Annotated in this window: 20 protein-coding genes; 14 read left to right on the top strand and 6 right to left on the bottom strand. The window is 67.6% G+C overall.

Annotation, left to right across the window (positions count from 1 at the left end; translation table 11 throughout):
• Nucleotides 1-57 precede the first annotated feature (57 nt).
• The 12 genes from EV645_RS22525 to EV645_RS22470 all read left to right on the top strand — a co-directional run bounded on the left by EV645_RS22525 (nucleotide 58) and on the right by EV645_RS22470 (nucleotide 13,373).
• The gene (locus EV645_RS22525) at nucleotides 58-285 is read left to right on the top strand and encodes an AbrB/MazE/SpoVT family DNA-binding domain-containing protein (protein WP_130445939.1); all 228 of its coding nucleotides are present in this window, start codon (nucleotides 58-60) and stop codon (nucleotides 283-285) included.
• Nucleotides 275-742: a type II toxin-antitoxin system VapC family toxin gene (locus tag EV645_RS22520; RefSeq protein WP_242000573.1), complete on the top strand. Its 468-nt coding sequence runs from the start codon at nucleotides 275-277 to the stop codon at nucleotides 740-742. The genes EV645_RS22525 and EV645_RS22520 overlap by 11 nt, the downstream gene beginning before the upstream one ends.
• 100 nt (nucleotides 743-842) lie before the next feature.
• The gene (gene pseB, locus EV645_RS22515) at nucleotides 843-1,826 is read left to right on the top strand and encodes a UDP-N-acetylglucosamine 4,6-dehydratase (inverting) (protein WP_130445938.1); all 984 of its coding nucleotides are present in this window, start codon (nucleotides 843-845) and stop codon (nucleotides 1,824-1,826) included.
• 2 nt (nucleotides 1,827-1,828) lie between these two features.
• Complete coding sequence (locus tag EV645_RS22510) at nucleotides 1,829-2,953, top strand: DegT/DnrJ/EryC1/StrS family aminotransferase (protein ID WP_130445937.1); 1,125 nt, start codon at nucleotides 1,829-1,831, stop codon at nucleotides 2,951-2,953.
• Nucleotides 2,954-2,963: 10 nt separating this feature from the next.
• A complete protein-coding gene (locus tag EV645_RS22505) occupies nucleotides 2,964-4,454 on the top strand; it encodes a hypothetical protein (protein ID WP_242000572.1) in 1,491 nt (496 codons plus the stop codon).
• Entirely contained in the window at nucleotides 4,454-5,269 is an 816-nt protein-coding gene (locus EV645_RS22500) for a hypothetical protein (protein ID WP_130445936.1), read from the top strand. The genes EV645_RS22505 and EV645_RS22500 overlap by 1 nt, the downstream gene beginning before the upstream one ends.
• The gene (locus EV645_RS22495) at nucleotides 5,257-6,003 is read left to right on the top strand and encodes a cytidylyltransferase domain-containing protein (protein ID WP_242000571.1); all 747 of its coding nucleotides are present in this window, start codon (nucleotides 5,257-5,259) and stop codon (nucleotides 6,001-6,003) included. Before EV645_RS22500 ends, EV645_RS22495 begins: the two co-directional genes overlap by 13 nt.
• Before the next feature lie 38 nt (nucleotides 6,004-6,041).
• Nucleotides 6,042-6,878 carry a class I SAM-dependent methyltransferase gene (locus EV645_RS22490; protein WP_130445935.1) on the top strand — a complete coding sequence of 279 codons (837 nt, stop codon included), beginning with the start codon at nucleotides 6,042-6,044 and terminating at the stop codon, nucleotides 6,876-6,878.
• Between the two features lie 83 nt (nucleotides 6,879-6,961).
• Entirely contained in the window at nucleotides 6,962-7,306 is a 345-nt protein-coding gene (locus EV645_RS22485) for a DUF485 domain-containing protein (protein ID WP_130445934.1), read from the top strand.
• Nucleotides 7,303-8,940: a solute symporter family protein gene (locus tag EV645_RS22480; protein ID WP_130445933.1), complete on the top strand. Its 1,638-nt coding sequence runs from the start codon at nucleotides 7,303-7,305 to the stop codon at nucleotides 8,938-8,940. Before EV645_RS22485 ends, EV645_RS22480 begins: the two co-directional genes overlap by 4 nt.
• A 183-nt stretch (nucleotides 8,941-9,123) precedes the next feature.
• On the top strand, nucleotides 9,124-12,696 hold the full coding sequence (locus tag EV645_RS22475; RefSeq protein ID WP_130445932.1) for a discoidin domain-containing protein: 3,573 nt from the start codon (nucleotides 9,124-9,126) through the stop codon (nucleotides 12,694-12,696).
• 242 nt (nucleotides 12,697-12,938) lie between these two features.
• The gene (locus EV645_RS22470) at nucleotides 12,939-13,373 is read left to right on the top strand and encodes a hypothetical protein (protein ID WP_130445931.1); all 435 of its coding nucleotides are present in this window, start codon (nucleotides 12,939-12,941) and stop codon (nucleotides 13,371-13,373) included.
• Nucleotides 13,374-13,523: 150 nt separating this feature from the next.
• On the opposite strand, the gene EV645_RS22465 is transcribed toward EV645_RS22470, so the two are convergent.
• The 3 genes from EV645_RS22465 to EV645_RS22455 all read right to left on the bottom strand — a co-directional run bounded on the left by EV645_RS22465 (nucleotide 13,524) and on the right by EV645_RS22455 (nucleotide 16,408).
• Nucleotides 13,524-13,943: a MarR family winged helix-turn-helix transcriptional regulator gene (locus EV645_RS22465; RefSeq protein WP_130445930.1), complete on the bottom strand. Its 420-nt coding sequence runs from the start codon at nucleotides 13,941-13,943 to the stop codon at nucleotides 13,524-13,526.
• A 53-nt stretch (nucleotides 13,944-13,996) separates the two neighbouring features.
• Nucleotides 13,997-15,838, bottom strand: a complete 1,842-nt coding sequence (asnB, locus tag EV645_RS22460; RefSeq protein WP_130445929.1) for an asparagine synthase (glutamine-hydrolyzing) — start codon at nucleotides 15,836-15,838, stop codon at nucleotides 13,997-13,999.
• Between the two features lie 129 nt (nucleotides 15,839-15,967).
• Nucleotides 15,968-16,408 carry a hypothetical protein gene (locus EV645_RS22455; protein WP_130445928.1) on the bottom strand — a complete coding sequence of 147 codons (441 nt, stop codon included), beginning with the start codon at nucleotides 16,406-16,408 and terminating at the stop codon, nucleotides 15,968-15,970.
• 49 nt (nucleotides 16,409-16,457) lie between these two features.
• Here EV645_RS22455 and EV645_RS22450 point away from each other — a divergent pair, with 49 nt between their 5' ends.
• Nucleotides 16,458-16,970, top strand: a complete 513-nt coding sequence (locus EV645_RS22450) for a DUF402 domain-containing protein (RefSeq protein WP_130445927.1) — start codon at nucleotides 16,458-16,460, stop codon at nucleotides 16,968-16,970.
• 50 nt (nucleotides 16,971-17,020) lie between these two features.
• On the opposite strand, the gene acs is transcribed toward EV645_RS22450, so the two are convergent.
• From acs to EV645_RS22435, 3 genes are all read right to left on the bottom strand, one after another.
• Nucleotides 17,021-18,955, bottom strand: a complete 1,935-nt coding sequence (acs, locus tag EV645_RS22445; RefSeq protein WP_130446513.1) for an acetate--CoA ligase — start codon at nucleotides 18,953-18,955, stop codon at nucleotides 17,021-17,023.
• A gap of 451 nt (nucleotides 18,956-19,406) precedes the next feature.
• On the bottom strand, nucleotides 19,407-19,850 hold the full coding sequence (locus EV645_RS22440; protein WP_130445926.1) for a MarR family winged helix-turn-helix transcriptional regulator: 444 nt from the start codon (nucleotides 19,848-19,850) through the stop codon (nucleotides 19,407-19,409).
• A 56-nt stretch (nucleotides 19,851-19,906) separates the two neighbouring features.
• Complete coding sequence (locus tag EV645_RS22435; RefSeq protein ID WP_130445925.1) at nucleotides 19,907-20,260, bottom strand: winged helix-turn-helix transcriptional regulator; 354 nt, start codon at nucleotides 20,258-20,260, stop codon at nucleotides 19,907-19,909.
• 71 nt (nucleotides 20,261-20,331) lie between these two features.
• On the opposite strand from EV645_RS22435, the gene EV645_RS22430 reads away from it, so the two are divergent.
• Nucleotides 20,332-20,937 (top strand): NAD(P)-dependent oxidoreductase, encoded by a 606-nt coding sequence (locus EV645_RS22430; RefSeq protein ID WP_130445924.1) that lies wholly within the window; start codon nucleotides 20,332-20,334, stop codon nucleotides 20,935-20,937.
• Nucleotides 20,938-20,942: the final 5 nt, after the last annotated feature.

Below are 20,942 nucleotides of genomic sequence, written 5' to 3'. Positions count from 1 at the left end.
AGCCGCACTGTGGATACGATAGTGATACGTAGGAGAAGTGACACGTGGGAGGCTACGATGCGACTGAACAGCAAGGGCCAGGTCACGATCCCGGCCGAGCTCCGCCGCAAGCACCATCTCCACGAGGGGGACGAAGTGACCGTCATCGAGGCGGCCGACGGTCTGCGGATCGTCCGGGTCGAGGAGGCCGAGAGCCGCGGCCAGCGGCTGGTCCGCGAGATGCGCGGCCGGGCGACCGGCGGGATGAGCACCGAGGAGCTGATGGAGCTGCTGCGTGGCGAGTGATCGCCCCGGCAAGTTCCTCGGCCCGCGCCGCCGGGCCGAGCAGCCCGAGGAGCGGGTGTCGCTGATCGACACGTGCGTGCTGCTCGACATCCTGACCGACGATCGCGACTGGGGAGAGTGGTCCGCGACCGCGGTGGCCGACGCCCGCGACCAGGGCGACCTGGTGATCAACCCGATCGTGTATGCCGAGGTGTCGGCCGGATTCGACCGGATCGAGGAGGTCGACGCCGCGCTGCCGGTCAGCGACTTCCGGCGCGAGCCGCTCCCGTTCCCGGCCGGTTTCCTGGCCGCGCGCGCGTTCGTCACCTACCGCCGCAGCGGCGGCGCGAAGACTTCCCCGCTGCCCGATTTCTACATCGGCGCGCACGCCGCCGTGCAGCGCTACGACGTCATCACCCGCGACCCACGCCCGTTCCGCTTCTACTTCCCGAGCGTACGTTTGATCACGCCGGGCTGAGACAGTGGATTGAAGGGCTTGCTCACGGGGCAGCTATTGTTTCGAGGTCCGTACCGCGTGTGTGCGGTTCGGAACTGTCCGTCAGAAGGGTCCCGCTCGCGTGTCAATCCTTACCGGCTCAGACATCCTGGTCACGGGCGGCACCGGGTCGTTCGGCCGGAGCTTCGTACGGCACGCGCTGGACCAGCTGAACCCCCGCCGCATCATCGTGTTCAGCCGTGACGAGCTGAAGCAGTGGGAGGTTCGCCAGCTGTTCGGCGACGACCCGCGGCTGCGGTTCTTCCTCGGCGACGTCCGCGACCGGTCCCGGTTGCTGCGGGCGATGCACCGGGTCGACTACGTCGTACACGCCGCTGCGCTGAAGCAGGTGGACAGCGGCGAATACAACCCGTGGGAGTTCGTCCAGACCAACGTGATCGGCTCGCAGAACGTCATCGAGGCCGCGATCGACTCCGGCGTGAAGCGGGTCGTGGCGTTGTCGACGGACAAGGCGTCGAGCCCGATCAACCTCTACGGCGCGACCAAGCTGACCGCGGACAAGCTGTTCATCAACGGCAATCACTACGCGGCGGCGTACGACACCCGCTTCAGCGTCGTGCGGTACGGCAACGTGATGGGCAGCCGGGGCTCGATCATCCCGAAGTTCCGCGCGCTGCACGCGGCCGGGCAGTCGCTGCCGATCACCGACCTGCGCTGCACCCGGTTCCTGATCACGCTGCCGGAGGCGGTCGAGTTCGTCGTCGACTCGTTCGACCTGATGACCGGCGGCGAGCTGTACGTGCCGCGGATCCCGTCGATGAAGGTGACCGACCTGGCCGAGGCGATCGCGCCCGGTGCGACCATGCACGACGTCGGCCTGCGCCCGGGCGAGAAGCTGCACGAGGAGATGATCAGCCCGGAGGAAGGCCGCCGCGCGCTGTCCCTCGGCAACCGCTTCGTGCTGCAGCCCGACCTGGCCACCTGGGGCTACCAGCCGCCCGCCGACGGCCGGCCGGTCGCGGGCGATTTCCACTACGCGTCGGACACCAACGACCAGTGGTACTCGATCGAGGAGATCCGCAAGATCCTCGAGAGCGACGTCTGACCGTGTTGCCGTATGGACGCCAGTCGATCTCGGAAGAGGACATCGCGGCGGTCACCGCCGTTCTGCGCGGCGACTGGCTGACGACCGGGCCTGCGGTTACTGCCTTCGAGGAGGCGGTGTCGGAGCTCGCCGGCGGGCATCGCGTCGTCAGCTGTACGTCGGGCACGGCGGCGTTGCACATCGCGTACGCCGCCCTCGGGGTCGGGCCAGGTGACGAGGTGATCACCACGCCGATGACCTTCGTAGCCACGGCTTCTTGCGCTGCCATGCTCGGTGCTCGCATCGTCTTTGCCGACGTCGACTACGACACCGCGTTGCTGGATCCCGCGGCTGTCGAGGCCTCGCTTTCTGACCGTTCCAGGGTCATCGCGGCGGTCGACTATGCCGGCCAAGCCGCCGACTACCCCGCGCTGCAGACGTTGGCAGATCGGGTCGGCGCTCGGACGTTGGCCGACGCGGCCCACTCGGTCGGCGGATCTCTTGAGGGCCGCCCGGTAGGCGACCTCGCCGATGTCACCACGATGTCGTTCTTCCCGACGAAGAACCTCACCACCGGCGAAGGCGGCGCGGTCGTCTGCAAGGACCCCGCAGTCGCCCAGCGCGCCCACGAATTCCACTTCATCGGCCTCGTCCGCGACCCTTCACGCTTCGAGCTCACCGACGAAGGGCCGTGGCACCAAGAGGTCCACGAGTACGGCGTGAACTACCGCCTCACCGACCTGGGCGCCGCGCTTGGCCTGTCACAGCTCGCCCGCCTCGCGGAGTTCAAGCGCCGCCGCACGGAGATCACCGCGCGCTACAACAAGGCCTTCGCCGGCGTCGACGGCCTACGTACGCCGGTGCAGCGCGACCGCGTCGATCCCATGTGGCACCTCTACCCGATCCGCGTCCTCGGCGGCCGCCGCCGCGAGGTCTTCGAGCGGATGCGCGCGGCGGGCATCGGCGTACAGGTGAACTACATTCCCGTCTACTGGCACCCGGTCTTCGCACACCAGGGCTACCAGCGCGGCCTATGCCCCAACGCGGAGCGGTACTACGCCGAGGAACTGTCCCTGCCGCTGTTCCCGTCCCTCACCGACGGTGACGTGGACCGAGTGATCGAGACTCTTGTGGACGTGGTTGGCTAACGTGACTGATGTGACCCGATCGAATCTGATCGGCGGAGAGATGCTCAACTGGTCGGATCTGCACCCGGGCGACGCCCGCCCCGCGGCCGCCGGACCCGCAGCCACAGCACTCCTGGCCGCCGTCCTGCAACCGGAACACTCCGTCCTGATCGCAGGCCCTCATGCCACCGACCTCATCACCGCCGTCGCCGCCCAGGTCACGTCGGTAGACCTGCTGGTGCGCTCCGCCCCGGACGCCGAGGAGCTGGCCGAACTCCTGTCCGAGACCAAAGGTCAGGTCTTCTGCGGCTCCGTCGACCGCTTCGCGCTCGACGAGAAGAGCGGTGGGTCGACGGACAGCGTCGGGGCCGGCTCGGCGCGCGGGGCGGCCGGTGGGTACGACGTGCTTGTTGTGCTGGATGGATTGGAGCGGTTGGTCGGGCCCGACACCGCGAAGTTCAGCTGGGCTGACGCGCTCGGGCGGCTTCAGGGGCGGCTGGCGCCGGGTGGGCGGTTGTTGCTCGGGGCGGAGAATTCGTTCGGTTTCCAGCGGCTGGTGCAGCCGGACATCACGGCGGCTCTTCCCCGGGACGAGGACTGGGGGCGGGAGGTCGGCGATCGCGCGCCGGCCGGTCTCAAACCGCTGACCGCCGCGCTCCGGGCCGCCGGCCTCACCGGCGGTGCCGAAGTGAGCGGCGAGGCCGGTGTGGATGGTGTGGATGGTGTGCGGGTCTACGGCGTGTTTCCTTCGTTGACTCAGGTGGACGTTGCGCTCAGCTCGGTTGACGGGTTCGCCGGTGTGGCCGCCGCGCGGGCTGTTGCCTCGCGCAACGATGGGCCGGTCTTGATGGACCCGTACCGCGCGGTGCTGGATGCAGCTGCAGCCGGCTTGGGGTTCGAGCTGGCGCCCGCCTGGTACTTCGTGATCGGCGGCGACGCACCTGACGTACTGCCTGAAGGCGCCGTCCCGGCAGGTGAAGGTGTTCTGCTCGAAGAGCACCTACTGACGGCCTTGCGATGTGACGATCAGGCTGAGCTTCGGCGGGTGATTCCTGGGTACGTCGCTTGGCTGGCGGCGGGTGGCGCTGGGTCGCCGGACAACGTGATTCTTGACGGGGCGTCGTACCGGCTGTTCGGGGAGCCGCAAGAGCTGGACGTCGTGGAGCACCTGGCTCGGTTCGCGAAGCGGGCGTTGGAAAGTGGCTCTCGGCAACCATGGCCTGCGGCAGCTGATCCGCACGCGTTGACGGCACGGCTGGCAGCGATGGCCGGGATCACCGTGCCGGAGCAGGAGTTCACCCCGGACGAAGTGATCCGCCCGCGCGGCAGCGCCGAGCAGCTCGCGACAGTGGCCCGGCTCGCGGACGAGCTCGCCCATGCGAGCGCCCGCGCGATCCTCTTCGAAGGAACCGTCAGCGGCATCCGTCGTTCGCTCCCGTATCGCGTCGGCCATGCCGTCCTCAACCCGGCTCGCGTGATCCGCCGCCGCCTCAAGCGGGTACTGCGCAAGGTGCGCCGCTGATGCATCACGCCAACCACTTCTACGGCCACGCCAACATCATGGCCTCGTACGCCGGACTCTCGAAGCCACCGCGCATCTGGGGCTACCTGCAGCACGGCTGGAACATCCTCGACGGCTTCGCGCACGGCACGAACTTCGCGCCGGGGATGCCGAAGTTCGTCTGGTCCGACAGCGTCCGCCGCCGCGGGCACGCGCTGGGCCTGCGCAACTATTCGGTGATCGGCTCGGTCTGGCTGTACCTGCTCAAGGTGCACCCGGAGCTCGCCACCCCCGCGAAACGTGCCAAGGGCACCATTTTCTACCCGTTCCACGGCTGGGAAGGCCAGCACGTGCTCGGCGACCACGGCCGGATCGTTGCCTCGATCAACGAGCACGAGACCGGCCCGGTCACCGTCTGCCTGTACTGGAACGAGTACGACAAGCCCGCGATCCGCAACGTCTACAAGGACGCCGGATTCCGGGTCATCACGCACGGCTACCGCGGCCTGCACTGGCGGCGTACCAACGCGAAGTTCCTGGTCAACCAGCTTCGCGAGCTCCGCAAGCACGAGCGGGTCGCGTCCAACCGGCTCAGCTCCGCCGTTCTGTACGGCGCCTCGCTCGGCCTGCAGCCCGGGGTCTACGGTGATCCCATGGTGCTGGAGAACGAGCACCCGTCGTTCGGCGGCCAGGCGCGGATCAAACGACTGTGGCCGGAGCTCGACCAGCCGTTCGTCCCGGCGGCGGTCGCGCGTGAGTTCACCGATACCGAGCTGGGCGTCGACCATGTCGCCGGTCCGGCCGAGATCCGGGAGATGTTCCGATGGAACCTCTGAAAGTAGGCATCATCACGCAGGTGCGCGTGACCAGCACGCGGCTGCCGGCCAAGGTGCTGCTGAGCGTCGCGGGCCGTTCGTACCTCGAGCATCACCTCGACCGGTTGAGCCGCACCGGCCTGCCGGTGATCGTTGCCACCACCACCAACGTCCACGACGACCTCGTGGTGCAGGTGTGTCATGAGGACGGCATCCCGGTGTTCCGCGGCAGCGAGGACGACGTACTGAGCCGGTTCGCCGGCGCCGCCCGCGAGCACGAGCTGGACGCGATCGTCCGGGTGACGTCCGACTGTCCGCTGATCGACCCGGAGATCGTTGCCGCGGGCGTCGATCGGTGGCGGGCCGAGAACGACCTCGACCTGTACATCTCGAACTGCCTCGAGCGGACCTACCCGCGCGGCATGGACTTCGAGATCTTCTCCACCGCCCGGTTGTACGACGCGGAGGCCAAGGCCACGCTGAAGGCCGACCGCGAGCACGTCACGCCGTACCTGCATCAGAACCGGTCCGGCGAGATGCGGTTGCTGAATCTGCCCTGGTCGGGCGGCTCCAGGAACGCGGCGCAGTACCGGCTCACGCTGGACACCGCCGACGACTGGAAGTTGCTCGACGCCCTCATCGAGGACTTCGACGCACCCCGGCTCAGCTGCGCCGAACTGGTCGCGATCCTGGACGCCCACCCGGAGCTGGCCGCGCTGAACGCGCACATCGAGCAGAAGAAGCTCGGCGAGTGACAGCACGCAGGCCGTCCACTACGGCATGATTTACGGTGATGACCACCGATGATCCAGCCGGGGATGCCGCGGACACCCCGGCCAACGGCGCACACGCGGCCCGGGCGAAGGCGTTCGGCGCCGTCGCGGCGGCGTACGACGTCGGCCGGCCGACGTTCCCGCGCGATGCGCTGACCTGGATCCTCGGCCCCGGGCGCGGCCTGCAGGTCCTCGATCTGGGGGCCGGCACCGGCAAGCTCGCCGCGGTCGCCGCTGAGCTCGGACACGACGTGATCGCGGTGGATCCGTCCCAGGAGATGCTCGAGGTCTGCCGCAGGCGCTCCGGCATCGACACGATGGTCGGCGCGGCGGAGTCGATCCCGCTCGCGCACGCCTCCGTGGACGCGGTCATCGTCGGGCAGGCGTTCCATTGGTTCGACCACGCCCGCGCGCTGCCGGAGATCGCCCGCGTGCTGCGGCCGAACGGCGTACTGGGCCTGCTCTGGAACAACGCGGACACCGTGGTCCCGTGGGTCCGCCGGATCTTCCAGGTCATCCAGGGCGACGACGTCGGTGGCAGCGACCGGTTCGACCCGGTGCCGATCCTCGACCAGTCGAACCTGTTCACCCCGCCGGAGTTCGTCCGGTTCCGGCACTGGCACGACCTGAACCGTGAGGGTCTGCGGCAGTTGGCCCAGTCGCACTCGCGGGTCGCCATACTCAAGGACACCCGGCGCGACCAGGTCCTGGACCAGGTCGAGCTGATCTACGAGCACACCGCCCGGCCCCCCGAGGCCCTGCGAATGCCGTATTTCACCGACTGTTTCCGGGCTCATCCCAGCGAGTTCGCCAACTACCGCCGTACCGTCGACGGGCCGGTCGCACCGCATCTCTAGAAACGTTTTGGTTGCGGTAGGTCACAAATCGGAGACTTGCGGCTAACGTGCATCTGTTCGTGTCGCGGGCAAAAGGGGATCTGATGGACGACCAGGCGGTGCGCGAGCGGGATGCCCGCGCATACGAGGCTGTGCACGAGGCGGCCGATTTCACTGAGCTGAAACGGCGCTACCGGAACTTCGTCGTGCCGTGGACCATCGCCTTCATGGCCTGGTACCTGGCCTACGTCGCCTGCAACAACTGGGCCCGCGGCTTCATGAGCCACCGGATCGGCGGCAGCCACATCAATGTGGCGCTGATCTTCGGCCTGCTCCAGTTCGTGTCGACGTTCGCGATCGCAGCCCTGTACGGCCGGTTCGCCAACCGCAAGCTCGATCCGCTGGCCCACGGCCTGAACGCCAAGTACAAGAGGGAGCGCCGCCGGTGAACTCGCTTCTCATCCCGCTGGCCACCGAGCCGGGCAACCGGGCGCTGACGATCTCGCTGTTCAGCGCGGTCGTTGCCGTGACGCTGTACATCACCTGGTGGGCGTCCCGGCAGAACAAGACCGCGGCCGACTACTACGCCGGCGGCCGCTCGTTCACCGGCTCACAGAACGGCCTGGCCGTCGCGGGCGACTACATGTCCGCGGCGTCGTTCCTCGGCATCTCCGGCCAGATCGCCCTCTACGGGTACGACGGCTTCCTTTACTCGATCGGGTTCCTCGTCGCCTGGCTGGTCGCGCTCCTCCTGGTCGCAGAGCTGCTGCGGAACTCGGGCCGCTTCACGATGGCCGACCAGCTCGCGTTCCGGATGAAGCAGCGCCCGGTCCGTACGGCGGCCGCGACCTCGACGATCGTGGTGTCGATCTTCTACCTGCTGGCCCAGATGGTCGGCGCCGGTTCGCTGGTCGGGCTGCTGCTCGGTGTGAAGAGCGAGGGTCTGAAGGCCGCCGTGATCATCCTGGTCGGCGCGTTGATGATCATCTACGTGACGATCGGCGGCATGAAGGGCACCACCTGGGTGCAAATCGTGAAGGCCGTGCTGCTGATGGCCGGCACCGTCGTGATCACTTTCCTCGTCCTGCTGAAATTCCACTTCAACATCTCGGACCTGCTCGGCGCGGCCGCGACGAAGTCCGGCCATGGCGAGTCGTTCCTGCAGCCCGGTCTCCTGTACGGCAAGGACCTGACCGGCCAGATCGACTTCCTGTCCCTCGGCCTCGCGTTGGTCCTCGGTACGGCGGGTCTGCCGCACATCCTGATCCGCTTCTACACCGTGCCGGACTCGCGCTCTGCCCGGCGCTCGGTGCAGTGGGCGATCGGCCTGATCGGCGTGTTCTACCTGATGACGCTGGCCCTCGGGTTCGGCGCCGCGGCGCTGCTCGACACCGGCAAGGGTTCGGCGGTGGCCGAGTCGAAGGGCAACGTCGCGTCGCCGCTGCTGGCGGAGTCCGTCGGCGGTGGCGCCGGTTCGATCGGCGGCGCGATCCTGCTGGCGCTGATCGCGGCGGTCGCGTTCGCGACGATCCTCGCGGTGGTCGCCGGGCTCACGCTGACGTCCGCCTCGTCGTTCGCGCACGACCTCTACGCGAACGTGATCGCGAAGGAGAAGCCGTCCGAGAAGTCCGAGCTGCGGGTGGCGCGGTTCGCGGCGATCGGGATCGGCGCGGTGTCGATCGCGCTGGCGATACCGGCGCAGAAGCTGAACATCGCGTTCCTGGTCGCGCTGGCGTTCGCGGTCGCGGCCTCGGCGAACCTGCCGGCGCTGCTGTTCAACCTGTTCTGGAAGCGGTTCAACACCGCCGGCGCGACCTGGAGCATCTACGGCGGCCTGATCTCCGCGGTCGTCCTGGTGGTGTTCTCGCCGGTGGTGTCGGGCAAGCCGACGTCGATGATCACCGGCACCGACTTCCACTGGTTCCCGCTGGCGAACCCGGGCATCGTGTCGATCCCGCTCGGCTTCCTCTTCGGCATTCTCGGCACGTACCTCGGCCGGGACAAGTCCAGCGAGGAGCGCTACAACGAGCTCTCGGTCCGCGCGCTCACCGGTGCCGGCGCGGAGGGTCCCGCCAAGCACTGACGCTGTTCCTCGAAGGCCCGGCTCGCTGCGTGCGAGCCGGGCCTTCGTCGTTCCCGAACCGTTGACGCCTGCGTGATGGTGCCGTAACAATGAGCCATCGTCGCGCAAGAAGTGAGCAAGGCTATGCAAGTTTTGGACTCAAGCGCGGCAGCTCTTCCCTGACCCGCCCACCAGGAGAGGCCCATGCGTATTCCGAGATGGCGGTTGCTGACCGCCTTGCTGGCTGCGAGTCTCGCGGCAGCACCCTTCGTCCGACCGGCGCCCGCCGCCCAGGCCGCCGTACTCGCCGGACCCAACCTCGCCGCCGGCAAAGCCGCCTCGGCCAGTAGCAGCACCCAGACCTACGTCGCGTCGAATGTGACCGACGGCAATCAGAGCAGCTACTGGGAGAGCGCGAACAACGCGTTCCCGCAGTGGGTCCAGGTCGACCTCGGCTCATCCGTCGCGACCAACCAGGTCGTGCTCAAGCTGCCGACCGCGAACTGGGGTGCCCGCGACGAGACCCTCGCGGTCCAGGGCAGCGTCGACGGGCAGAACTTCGCCGACCTGTCCGCGTCCGCGGCGCGCACGTTCAGCCCGCCGAGCAACACCGTGACGGTCGACTACGGCACGGCGACCACGCGGTACGTCCGGATCCGGATCACCGCGAACACCGGGTGGCCGGCCGGGCAGCTGTCCGAGCTCGAGGTCTACGGACCGGCGACCGGTGACACCCAGGCTCCCACCGCCCCGGGCGGCCTGGCCTTCACCGAGCCCGGCGCCGGCCAGATCCGCCTCACCTGGAACGCGTCGACCGACAACGTCGGTGTCACCGGGTACGACGTCTACGCGAACGGCCAGCTCCGCACCAGCGTGACCGGGCTGACGTATACCGATAACCAGCCGGCCAATGTCTCGGTGTCGTACTTCGTTCGCGCAAAGGATGCTGCTGGCAACCAATCGGCGAACAGCAACACGGTCACGCGTAACGGCAGCGGCGGTCCGGGCAGCAATCTTGCGCTGCACAAGCCGATCACCGCGTCCGGGTACACGTTCACCTACGTGCCGGCGAACGCGAACGACGACAACGTGACGACGTACTGGGAGGGCAACGCCAATCCGGCGACGCTGACCACGCAGCTCGGCGCGAACGCGGATCTCAGCTCGATCGTGGTCCGGCTCAACCCGGATTCGGCGTGGGGTCCTCGCACTCAGACGTTCTCGATCCTCGGTCGCGAGCAGAGCTCGTCGTCCTTCACCACGATCGTTGCCTCCGCGTCGTACGCCTTCAACCCGGCGAGCGGCAACAGCGTCACGATCCCGGTCAGCGCGCGGGTCGCCGACGTACGGCTGAACTTCACCGGGAACACCGGCGCACCGGCGGGACAGGTCGCCGAGCTGCAGGTGCTCGGCGTACCGGCACCGAACCCGGACCTCACCTTGTCGGGCGTCAGCTGGACCCCGACGTCGCCTGTCGAGACGGACGCGATCACGGTTCGCGCGACGGTGAACAACGGCGGTACGGCGGGCTCCGCGGCGACCGACGTGAACTTCTACCTCGGCGATACCAAGGTCGGTACGGCGGCGGTCGGCGCGCTCGCGGCCGGGGCGTCGACGACGGTCAGCGCGTCGATCGGAACGCGCGACGCGGGGTCGTACTCGTTGAGCGCCAAGGTCGACGAGGCCAACACGGTCATCGAGCAGAACGACGGGAACAACACCGCGGCAGCTTCCGGGCCTCTGGTAGTGACGCCGGTGGCGAGCTCCGACCTCGTCGCGTCGGCGGTCAACTGGACGCCTGGCAACCCGTCGGCGGGCAACTCCGTCGCCTTCTCCGTTGCTCTGCGCAACCAAGGCAGCGTCGCCTCTGCGTCTGGTGCGCATGGGATCACGCTGACCGTGCTGAACGGATCGTCCGTGGTCACGACGCTGACCGGTTCGTACAACGGCGCGATCGCGGCCGGTGCGACGACTCCAGCTGTTGCTCTTGGCAACTGGACGGCGGCGAACGGGCGTTACACCGTGCGCGTGGTGATTGCAGACGACGCCAATGAGCTTCCGGTGAAGCGGACGAACAACACCAGTGAGCGGCCGCTGTTCGTGGGCCGCGGTGCGAACATGCCGTACGACCACCTCGAGGCCGAGGACGCCTCGGTCGGCGGCGGCGCGACCGTCATCGGACCGAACCGGACGATCGGCGACCTGGCCGGCGAGGCGTCCGGCCGGCGCGCGGTGACGCTCAACTCGAACGGTTCGTACGTCGAGTTCACCACCCGGGCGTCGACGAACACGCTGGTCACGCGGTTCTCGATGCCGGACTCGTCCGGCGGCGGCGGTCAGAGCTCGTCGATCAGCGTGTACATCAACGGCAGCTTCGCGAAGACGTTGCCGCTGACATCGAAGTACGCCTGGTTGTACGGCGCGGAGGCGTCGCCGAACAACTCGCCCGGCTCCGGACCGGCGCGACACATCTACGACGAAGCCAATCTGATGCTCGACCAGACCTATCCGGCCGGGACCAAGATCCGGCTGCAGAAGGACCCGTCGAACGGTTCGACATACTCGATCGACTTCATCGACACCGAGGCTGCTACGGCTATTGCGAATCCGGGTGCCGGGTATGTGACGCCGGCCGGGTTCACCCAGCAGGACGTGCAGAGTGCGCTCGACCGGGTGCGGCAGGACACCACACTGCAGGGCGTTTACCTGCCGGCGGGTGAGTACCAGACGTCGTCGAAGTTCAACGTCTACGGCCGTGCGATTCGGGTCGTCGGCGCGGGGCCGTGGTTCACGCGGTTCGTGGCTCCGCAGAACCAGTCGAACACCGACGTCGGCTTCGATTCGCAGTCTTCGGCGAACGGGTCGACGTTCAGCGGATTCTCGTACTTCGGGAACTACGACAGCCGCAACGACGGCCCGGGGAAGGTGTTCAACTTCGCGGGTACGTCGAACATGACTATCGACAACATCTGGGTCGAACACCAGATGTGCATGTACTGGGGCGCGAACACCGACAACTCGGTGATCAAGAATTCGCGTATCCGGGACACGTTCGCCGACGGCATCAACATGACGAACGGATCGGCCGGGAACACCGTGAGCAACAACGACGCACGGTCGACCGGCGACGACAGTTTCGCGCTCTTCAACGCCACCGACAACGGCGGCGGAGAGGTCCGCGACAACGTCTTCGAGAACCTTTCTGCGTCACTGACGTGGCGGGCGGCCGGGTTCGCGGTGTACGGCGGGACCAACAACATCTTCCGGAACTTGTACGCGGCGGACATGCTCACATACCCCGGGATCACGATCAGTTCGCTCGACTTCGGCATTCCGATGAACGGCTTCGGAGCGACGCCGCCGACCGTGTTCGAGAATGCCTCGGTGGTGCGATCCGGCGGGCATTTCTGGGGTAATCAGGCCTTCCCCGGCGTGTGGATCTTCTCGGCGTCGAAGGTCTTCCAAGGCATTCGCGTCAATGATCTGGACGTCGTCGATCCGACGTACAGCGGAATCATGTTCCAGACCAACTACGTCGGCGGTCAACCGCAGTTCCCGGTCGCGGACACCGTCTTCACCAACACGACAATCTCCGGAGCCCGAAAGTCCGGCGACGCCTTCGACTCCAAGTCCGGCTTCGGAATCTGGGCCAATGAACTCCCCGAACCAGGCCAAGGCCCAGCAGTCGGCTCCGCCACCTTCAACAACCTGACCCTCACCAACAACGCCACCGACATCCAAAACACAACCACCACGTTCACCGTCAACCGCCACTAACCTTCCCGAGAGCCGCCGGAGGCCCCACCCCCTCCGGCGGCTCCCGCCTTGTTTACAAGGCCTTCAATCTGTCCCAAGCTGCCCCGAGATGCCCCGGTGTCACTCGCCAGAGCGTCGCCGTGCACATGTGATGGTCGAGCCTTGCCACTGACAAGGGCGGGGAAATGCCAGTTCATGTGTTCGTCGACGAAAGCAAGTCACGAGGCCTCCTCATGGCCGCCGCACGATGCCCAGCAGGCGACGTGACAGTCAACCGCAAGGCGCTTCGGGCGCTTCTGTTGCCTGGCCAGGAGCGGTTGCACTTCAACCACGAGACCGACGCACGGCGCAAGCAGATCTTGAGGCTGCTCGGCGACTTTCATGTGCTGGTCGACGTCTATCACGCGGACCGCGACACGCACGCCGACCGGCGACGATGCTTGGAGGCCATTGTGCGTGACAACGCGCAAGACGCCGAGCGACTGGTGATCGAGCGGGACGACTCGACTCGCGACAAGGACCGGGCAACGTTACACGCCGCGTGCCATCGGTTCGAGTGCTTCGACCTGCGGTGGGAGTTGCTGGCCCCGAAGCTGGATCCGCTGCTGTGGGTGCCGGACGCAGTTGCCGCCGCGTGGACTCGAGGCGGGCATTGGCGTCGACTTGTCGAGCCCTTCAGCCAGCTGAAGGACCTGTAGAAGCGCCGACCCGGCTCACCCACCGTCCGGTAGGCTGCCGGGTCCACTTCAAGGGACTCTTCTGTCCACGAGCAGGATCAACTGTAGCCGGAGTTTGTGGGGGTGGGAGGGGATTTGTGTATCTGCCCCTGGATGCCCCGGGAAACCCCGTTAGAGGTCGTCGGCCATCCGGGACAGGGCTTCGCCGGCCTTGAGGACCAGTGCTTGGTCTGCTTCGGGGAGGCGGTTGAGGAGGTTGGAGAGTTCGTCGGCGGCTTGTTGGCCGGAGGCTTGGACTGTGGCGGCGCCGGCCTCGGTGAGGACGACGGCGGTTGCGCGGCCATCGACCGGGTCCGGCTCGCGGCGTACCAGGCCTGCCTGTTCCAGGGCGGCGACCGTCGTCGTCGCGGTGGGTTGGGAGCAGGGGACCCGGGTGGCGATCTCGCCGATCCGGATCGGTTGCTCGTCGGCGATCAGCATCAGCGCCAGGAATTGCGTCGGGTGCATGACCGTGGTGGTCCTGCTCCGGCGCAGGTGCCTGACGATCCGGTGCATGCTCACGAGGAGTAGCAGAGTCTCCGCCGCCGCCATGTCGATCACCTCCGAGGGGAAGCGCCATCCTGGCACAGCCAGCCAAACAACTCCTACAGCGCGAGCTTGATGTCGGGGTGATACAGGTCAATCCAGGTCGCCAGCGACAGCGTCTGCTCCAGTTGCCGCCGTCCAACGGCTTCCGCGGACCGCGCCGCCTGATCGACGCTGACCCGGTCGACCAGCTCGAACACCGGGTGGCGATCGGCCACCAGTTCGCGGACCTGGCCGGCCAGCGCCTCGACGTACGCCGGATCCTGCGTCTGCGGGTACGGCGACTTGCGCCGGTCCACCACCGACTGCGGGAGTACGTCGCTGGTCGCCGCCCGCAGCAGGCTCTTCTCGTGCCCGTCGAACGTCTTCATCGACCACGGAGTGTTGTATACGTATTCAACCAACCGGTGGTCGCAGAACGGCACCCGCACCTCGAGCCCGACCGCCATACTCATCCGGTCCTTGCGGTCGAGCAGGATCCGCACCATCCGGGTGAGATGCAGGTAGCAGACCTTCCGCATCGCCCACTCGTCGTCGGACTCCCCTTCGAGCCGCTCGACCTCGCCCACCGCCTCGGCGTACCGGTCCCGCAGGTGCCCGCCGAGATCGAGCTGCTTCAGCACGTCCTTGCGCAGTACGTGGACCTGACCGCTCTCCCGCCGCGACAGCGCATAGGCGATCCACGGGAACATCGGCCGGTTCCGGACCTCGGAGTCGTGGAACCACAGGTATCCGCCGAACACCTCGTCCGCCGACTCGCCCGACAGCGCGACCGTCGACTGCTGCCGGATCGCCGCGAACAGCAGGTACAGCGAGTTGAAGATGTCCCCGCCGAGCGGCGCGTCGTTCGCGCGGACCACCTTCCGGCGGATCTCCGGATCGGTCAGTACGGCGTTGTCGAGCACGATGTCCGAGTGCTGCGAGTGCACCAGATCCGCGACATCGTGCACGTACGGCGTATCCGGCGTACCGCGGAGCTCCGTCGGCTGGAAGTTCTCCTCCTGACCGACGAAGTCGACCGCGAAGCTGCGGACCTTCTTTCCCTCCTCAGCGAGCTGACCGGCCGCGAGTGCGGTGATCGCGCTGGAGTCGAGCCCGCCGGACAACAGGACACACCGCGGTACGTCGGCCACGAGCTGCCGGCGCGTGATGTCGTCGAGCAGCTCGCGGATGTGCGCGACCGAGGTGTCCTGGTCGTCGGTGTGCCGCCGGGTCTCCAAGCGCCAGTACGTACTGCGGTGGATGCCGGCGCGGTCGACCGTGACCACCGTGCCGGGCTCGACCTCGAACATCCCTGCCCACAACGACTTGCCGGGCGTCTTCGACACCGTGAGCAGCTCGCGCAGGCCCTCGGCCTCGACAACGGCCGGTACGGCGGGGTTGGCCAGGATGGCCTTCGGCTCGGAACCGAACAGCAGCCCGTCCGCGGTCGGGTAGTAGAAGAACGGCTTGATGCCCATCCGGTCGCGGACCATCACCAGGGTCTCGGTCCGCGGGTCCCAGATGGCGAGCGCGTACATCCCGTTCAGCCGCTCGGCGAACGCAGTACCCCACTCGACGTACGCACGAAGTACGACCTCGGTGTCGGAGTCGGTGGTGAACGCGTGCCCGCGGCGGCGGAGCTCGTCGCGCAGCTCGGTGTAGTTGTAGACCTCACCGCTGTAGACCATCCCGAGCGTGATCGTGCGCCCCTCGTGGGCGACCTCGGTCGTCATCGGCTGCTCGCCGCCGGGAAGGTCGATGACCGCGAGTCTGCGGTGCCCGAGCGCGACATGCGGCGAGTACCAGGTGCCTCTCGCATCCGGCCCGCGGCACGACATCGTCTCGGTCATCGCGTCGACGACCTCCCGCTCCGCGCCGAGGTCCTGCCGGTACGCCACCCACCCGGTGATGCCACACATGCGGTCGATCCTCTCCCTCGCGAGATGCATTCCATTCCAATGTATTTCTCGCGATGAGTGACACAAGCGATCGTTTCCGTGACCAACCTCTCAGCGCCGGCGACGGCCGCCACGCCTAAGCTGGCCGGTTCAGAGGTGTACTGCGAGAACGCCGAGCGCGAAGGCTGATCCGGCCAGGGCGAGCATGGTGGTCGCGAGGATGATGAGCCGCCGTTGAAGTGCCGGCAGCTCGGCCGCGGTGGCGAAGACGCGCTGCGGCCAGTGGCGCCACGAGACGTACCAGAAGATGCCGCTCGCGATCAGCAGCAAGAGGCCCTTCAACGCGTGGATCCACCAGTCGTCGTGGTCGATCAGAAGCAGCGCGATCCCGGTGACCGCGATCGCGCCGATCAGCCCGACCACCTTCCACCGGTTGCCCGAGGCAATCACCGCGGTGAGCTGCTCCCGCCCGTCGTGGTCTTTCCCGAAGTACCGCTTCAGCTTCGGCTGCACGACGAACAACGAGTACGCCATACCGCCGACCCAGGCCGCAGCCAGCCCCGCGTGAATGATCGCAAGCACCGCCGTCACCCCCCGAAGGTAAGCCCCACCCGGGGTCCTCCCGTGAAAGAGTCGCGCGGTGGATGACATCCAGGTGTTCCATCGAAGCGGCCAGTGGTGCCCCGGCCGGCGGGTCGGGGACGTTGTCGCCTACGACGTCAAGATCCTGCCCAAGTACCAGGTGCCCGGCCGACCCACCGTCGACCGCAGCTACCTGCTCCTCAACGAGGGCATCCAACTGACCAAGCCGGCCGTGTTCGAGGGCCCGGTCGAGGGCTGGTGGTACGTCGACCTCGTCGAGATCGACCACACCGACGCCGGCCTGGTCGTCCGCGACCTGTACGTCGACCTACTGATTCCACCCGCCGCAAACCGCTACCAACTCCTCGACCTCGACGAATTCGCGGACGCCCTCAGCACCGGCCAGATCACCCCAACCCAGTGCGCCACCGTCCTCACCCAAACCCAACACTTCATCAACCACTACCTCCGCGGCGAGGCCGAGGGGCCGATCGGCGAGTCACGAGCTTTCCCACCCGCGGAGGTAGTCGCCCTCGAACAACTTCCGTCTCTCTTGGAGGAACCCGCCTGAACGGCAGCAGGCCCCCGGCGAACCGGGGGCCTGCTGACTTGCCGAAGTGCTCAGTCTTCGTCGGACTTGCCGGCGGCGAGGTTGGTTTTGATGAGGTCCATGACGGTGGAGTCGGCGAGGGTGGTGACGTCGCCTACCTCGCGGTTTTCGGCTACGTCGCGGAGGAGGCGGCGCATGATCTTGCCGGAGCGGGTCTTGGGGAGTTCGGAGACGACCATGATCTGGCGGGGCTTGGCGATCGGGCCGATTTCCTTGGCTACGTGGTTGCGGAGTTCCTGGACCACGTCGGGGCCGCCGTCACCAGCTTCGGAGCGCAGGATGACGAACGCGGCGATCGCCTGACCGGTGGTCGGGTCGGACGCACCGACGACGGCGGCCTCGGCCACCTTCGGGTGCGAGACCAGGGCGGACTCGATCTCGGTCGTGGACAAGCGGTGACCCGACACGTTCATCACGTCGTCGACGCGGCCGAGCAGCCACAGGTCGCCGTCCTCGTCCTTCTTCGCGCCGTCGCCGGCGAAGTACACGCCCGGCCAGCGGGACCAGTACGTGTCGATGAAACGCTGGTCGTCGCCCCACAGCGTCCGCAGCATCGCCGGCCACGGCTTCGTGATCACGAGGTACCCGCCGGACCCATCAGGCACCGAGTTCCCCGCGTCGTCCACCACGTCGACCGACACACCCGGGATCGCCCGCATCGCGGCGCCCGGCTTGCCGGCGGTCACGCCCGGCAGCGGCGAGATCATGTGCATACCGGTCTCGGTCTGCCACCACGTGTCGACGACCGGCGCCTTGTTCCCGCCGATGTTCTCGCGGTACCAGACGTACGCCTCGGGGTTGATCGGCTCGCCGACCGACCCGATCACCCGCAGCGTCGACAGGTCGAACTTCGCCGGGATGTCCGCGCCCCACTTCATGAACGTGCGGATCGCGGTCGGAGCGCAGTACAGGATCGACACCTTGTACTTCTGCACGATCTCCCACCAGCGGCCCTGGTGCGGGGTGTCCGGGGTGCCTTCGTACAGCACGGAGGTGGTCGCGTTCGCGAGTGCGCCGTACACGATGTAGCTGTGGCCGGTGACCCAGCCGATGTCGGCGGCGGTCCAGTAGACGTCGGTGTCCGGCTTCAGGTCGAAGACGCCCCACTGCGTGTACGACGTGCCGACCAGGTAGCCGCCCGTCGTGTGCAGGATGCCCTTCGGCTTGCCCGTGCTGCCCGACGTGTACATCACGTACAGCGGGTGCTCGGCGTCGAAGGCCTCGGGCGTGTGGTCCGCGGACTGCTTGCCGACGAAGTCCTCCCACCACAGGTCGCGGTCCTCGACCATCGCGGTCTCCTGGCCGGTGCGCTTCACCACGAGCACGTTGCGCACGTCCGGGCAGTCGACCAGCGCGGCGTCCACCGCGGGCTTCAACGCCGCCGGTGCGCCCCGGCGGTAGCCACCGTCGGAGGTGATCACGACGCGGGCGTCGCAGTCCAGGATCCGGTCCTTCAGCGCCTCGGACGAGAAGCCTCCGAAGATGACCGTGTGCGGCGCGCCGATCCGGGCGCAGGCGAGCATTGCGACCACGGTCTCGGGGATCATCGGCATGTAGATCGCGACGATCTCGCCGGCCTGGACGTTCAGCTCGAGCAGCGCGTTGGCCGCCTTGCTGACCTCGTCCTTGAGCTGCGCATAGGTGATCTCGCGGGTGTCACCCGGCTCGCCCTCGAAGTAGTACGCGACCTTGTCGCCGAGACCGTTCTCGACGTGACGGTCGACGCAGTTGTACGCCGCGTTCAGCCTGCCGTCGGCGTACCACTTGGCGAACGGCGGGTTGCTCCAGTCCAGCGTCTCCGTCGGCTCGGTGGCCCAGGTGATGCGCTTGGCCTGCTCGGCCCAGAACCCCTCCAGGTCGGCCGCGGCCCGCTCGTACGCGTCGGACTTGAGGTTCGCGTTCGCGGCGAGCTCGGCGGGCGGCTCGAAGCGGCGCTCCTCGTGCATCAGGTTCGACAGCGCCTCGGACTGGGCCTCGGGCTGGGGTGACTCTGCATTCGTCACGTCGACGACTCCTCATCGCTGGCTTCGGCGCGCCGGCGCGCCCGGCTACCTTTCTACCAACGCTGACTCTGCCACGGAACCGGTGTATCGCCGAGTCGTTTCGAATCTGCGCCGAACAGGACCAATTCCGGGCCTGGCGGTCAGCCGGGGCCAACAGGCTGTGATCGGCCGCGGTGGGTGTGAGGGTCAATCTGCCGTACGACGGAACCGATCGCGCGGACTGTGCATCGGACCTGACGTGAACCCGATGCAGCTGAGATCCCAGACGCCGAGTCCTGTCGCCGATGAAGGCCGGAAGATCTCCCGGGCCGCTCGGCGGCGGGTTCACGCCCGTGAGCTGCGCGTCCGGCGTACTCAGCGGGCCGCTCGCGCCCAGCTGCCGAACGGGTAGGGCCTACTGCCCCTGGTGGTAGGTCCGGAGCTTGGCGAGGATCGTCGTCAGGCGGGCCCGGTCGGTGGCTGACAGCGGCGCGAAGATCTCTTCCTGCACCTTGCCGGCCAGAGTCGTCAGCCGCTTGTACTGCCGCTTGCCGGCCGTGGTGATCGTGATGATGTTGCGGCGGGCATCGGCCGGGTCGGGGCTGCGTTCGACGAACCCGTCCGCCTCCAGTTCGTTGAGCGCGGCAACCACGTCGCTGCGGTCGATCGAGCTGTGCCGGCCGAGAGCGGCCTGACTGGCCGGCCCGAACTCGACCAGCGTCGCCAGCAGCCGGAAATGGTACGTCCGCGCCCCGACTGCGCCGAACGACTCGGTCACGATCCGGCTCGCCTGCGCTGCGCTCTGGGTCAGCAGCCAGCTCGGCAACTGAGTCAGGGCAGTCGGAGTCTGCTCGTCCACGGTGGCAGTGTAAGCGCTGACAGGTTCTTCGCCGGTGACCTCAGCGTTGGCGCAACCTACGATTCGCGCGCGTCCAGCAGCTCGTCCCAGTGGTCCTCGGCCCAGTCACAGAACGCCCGCAGCGGTTCGAGCAGGCTCCGCCCGAGGCCGGTCAGCTCGTATGTGACGCGCCGCGCCGGGTCGGCGTACTCCGTCCGCCGGACGAATCCGTCGCGCTCGAGCGACCGCAGGGACTGGGTCAGCATCTTGGGGCTGATCCGGGCCAGCGGCACGCGCAGTTCGGAGTACCGCCGGGGGCCGCCCTCCAGGCAGCGCAGCACCATCCCCGCCCACTTGTCGCCGCCGACCTTGAACGGCAGCAGGGTCGACGGGCAGATCTCTTCGAACATATCCGCTCGGAGCGCCTCCATAGCTACCAAGGTATCCAATCGGTAACCACGCTCCCGCCTACCTTCGCCGTACCCATTCCAAGGAGGTTGCGGTGAGCAAGATTCTGGTGATCGGCGCGCGGGGACGAGCCGGTACGGCGGCTGTCGAGGAGGCCGTCGGCAGAGGCCATGAGGTGGTTGGTGTCGCGCGTACGGCGGGCGGGACCTCGCTGACCGTCGGAGATGTGACCGACGCGGGGCGTGTCGCGGAGCTCACGGCGGGGCAGGACGCGGTGATCGCGGCGGTGTACGACGGCGGGAGCGACCCGGCGGTGTTCTTTCCGGCGGCGGCGCGCGCCTTGGTCGAAGGGCTCGAGAAGGCCGGCGTGAATCGATTCGTGTGGGTCGGGCTGGCGTCGATCCTGCCGACGGCCGACGGGACGTTGCTGATGGACACGGACGGATATCCAACGGAGTACCGATCGTTCTTCCTTGCGCATCAGGCGGCGCTGGATGTGTTCGCGGCATCGCCCCTCGACTGGATATCGATCGCTCCGGCCGGAGACTTCGACCACGCCGATCCTTCCCGCAAGGACCGGTACCGCGTCGCGCCGGCGGACGCCGGTGAGTTGATCTCGTACGCCGAGCTCGCGGTCGCGCTCGTCGACGAAGTGGACAACCCGGCCCACCATCGCACCGCGATCGGCGTAGTGGTCTAGTCAGG

The organism is Kribbella rubisoli, from assembly GCF_004217145.1.
Classification (GTDB): Bacteria; Actinomycetota; Actinomycetes; order Propionibacteriales; family Kribbellaceae; genus Kribbella; species Kribbella rubisoli.
This window is presented reverse-complemented; position numbering and strand designations above follow the sequence as displayed.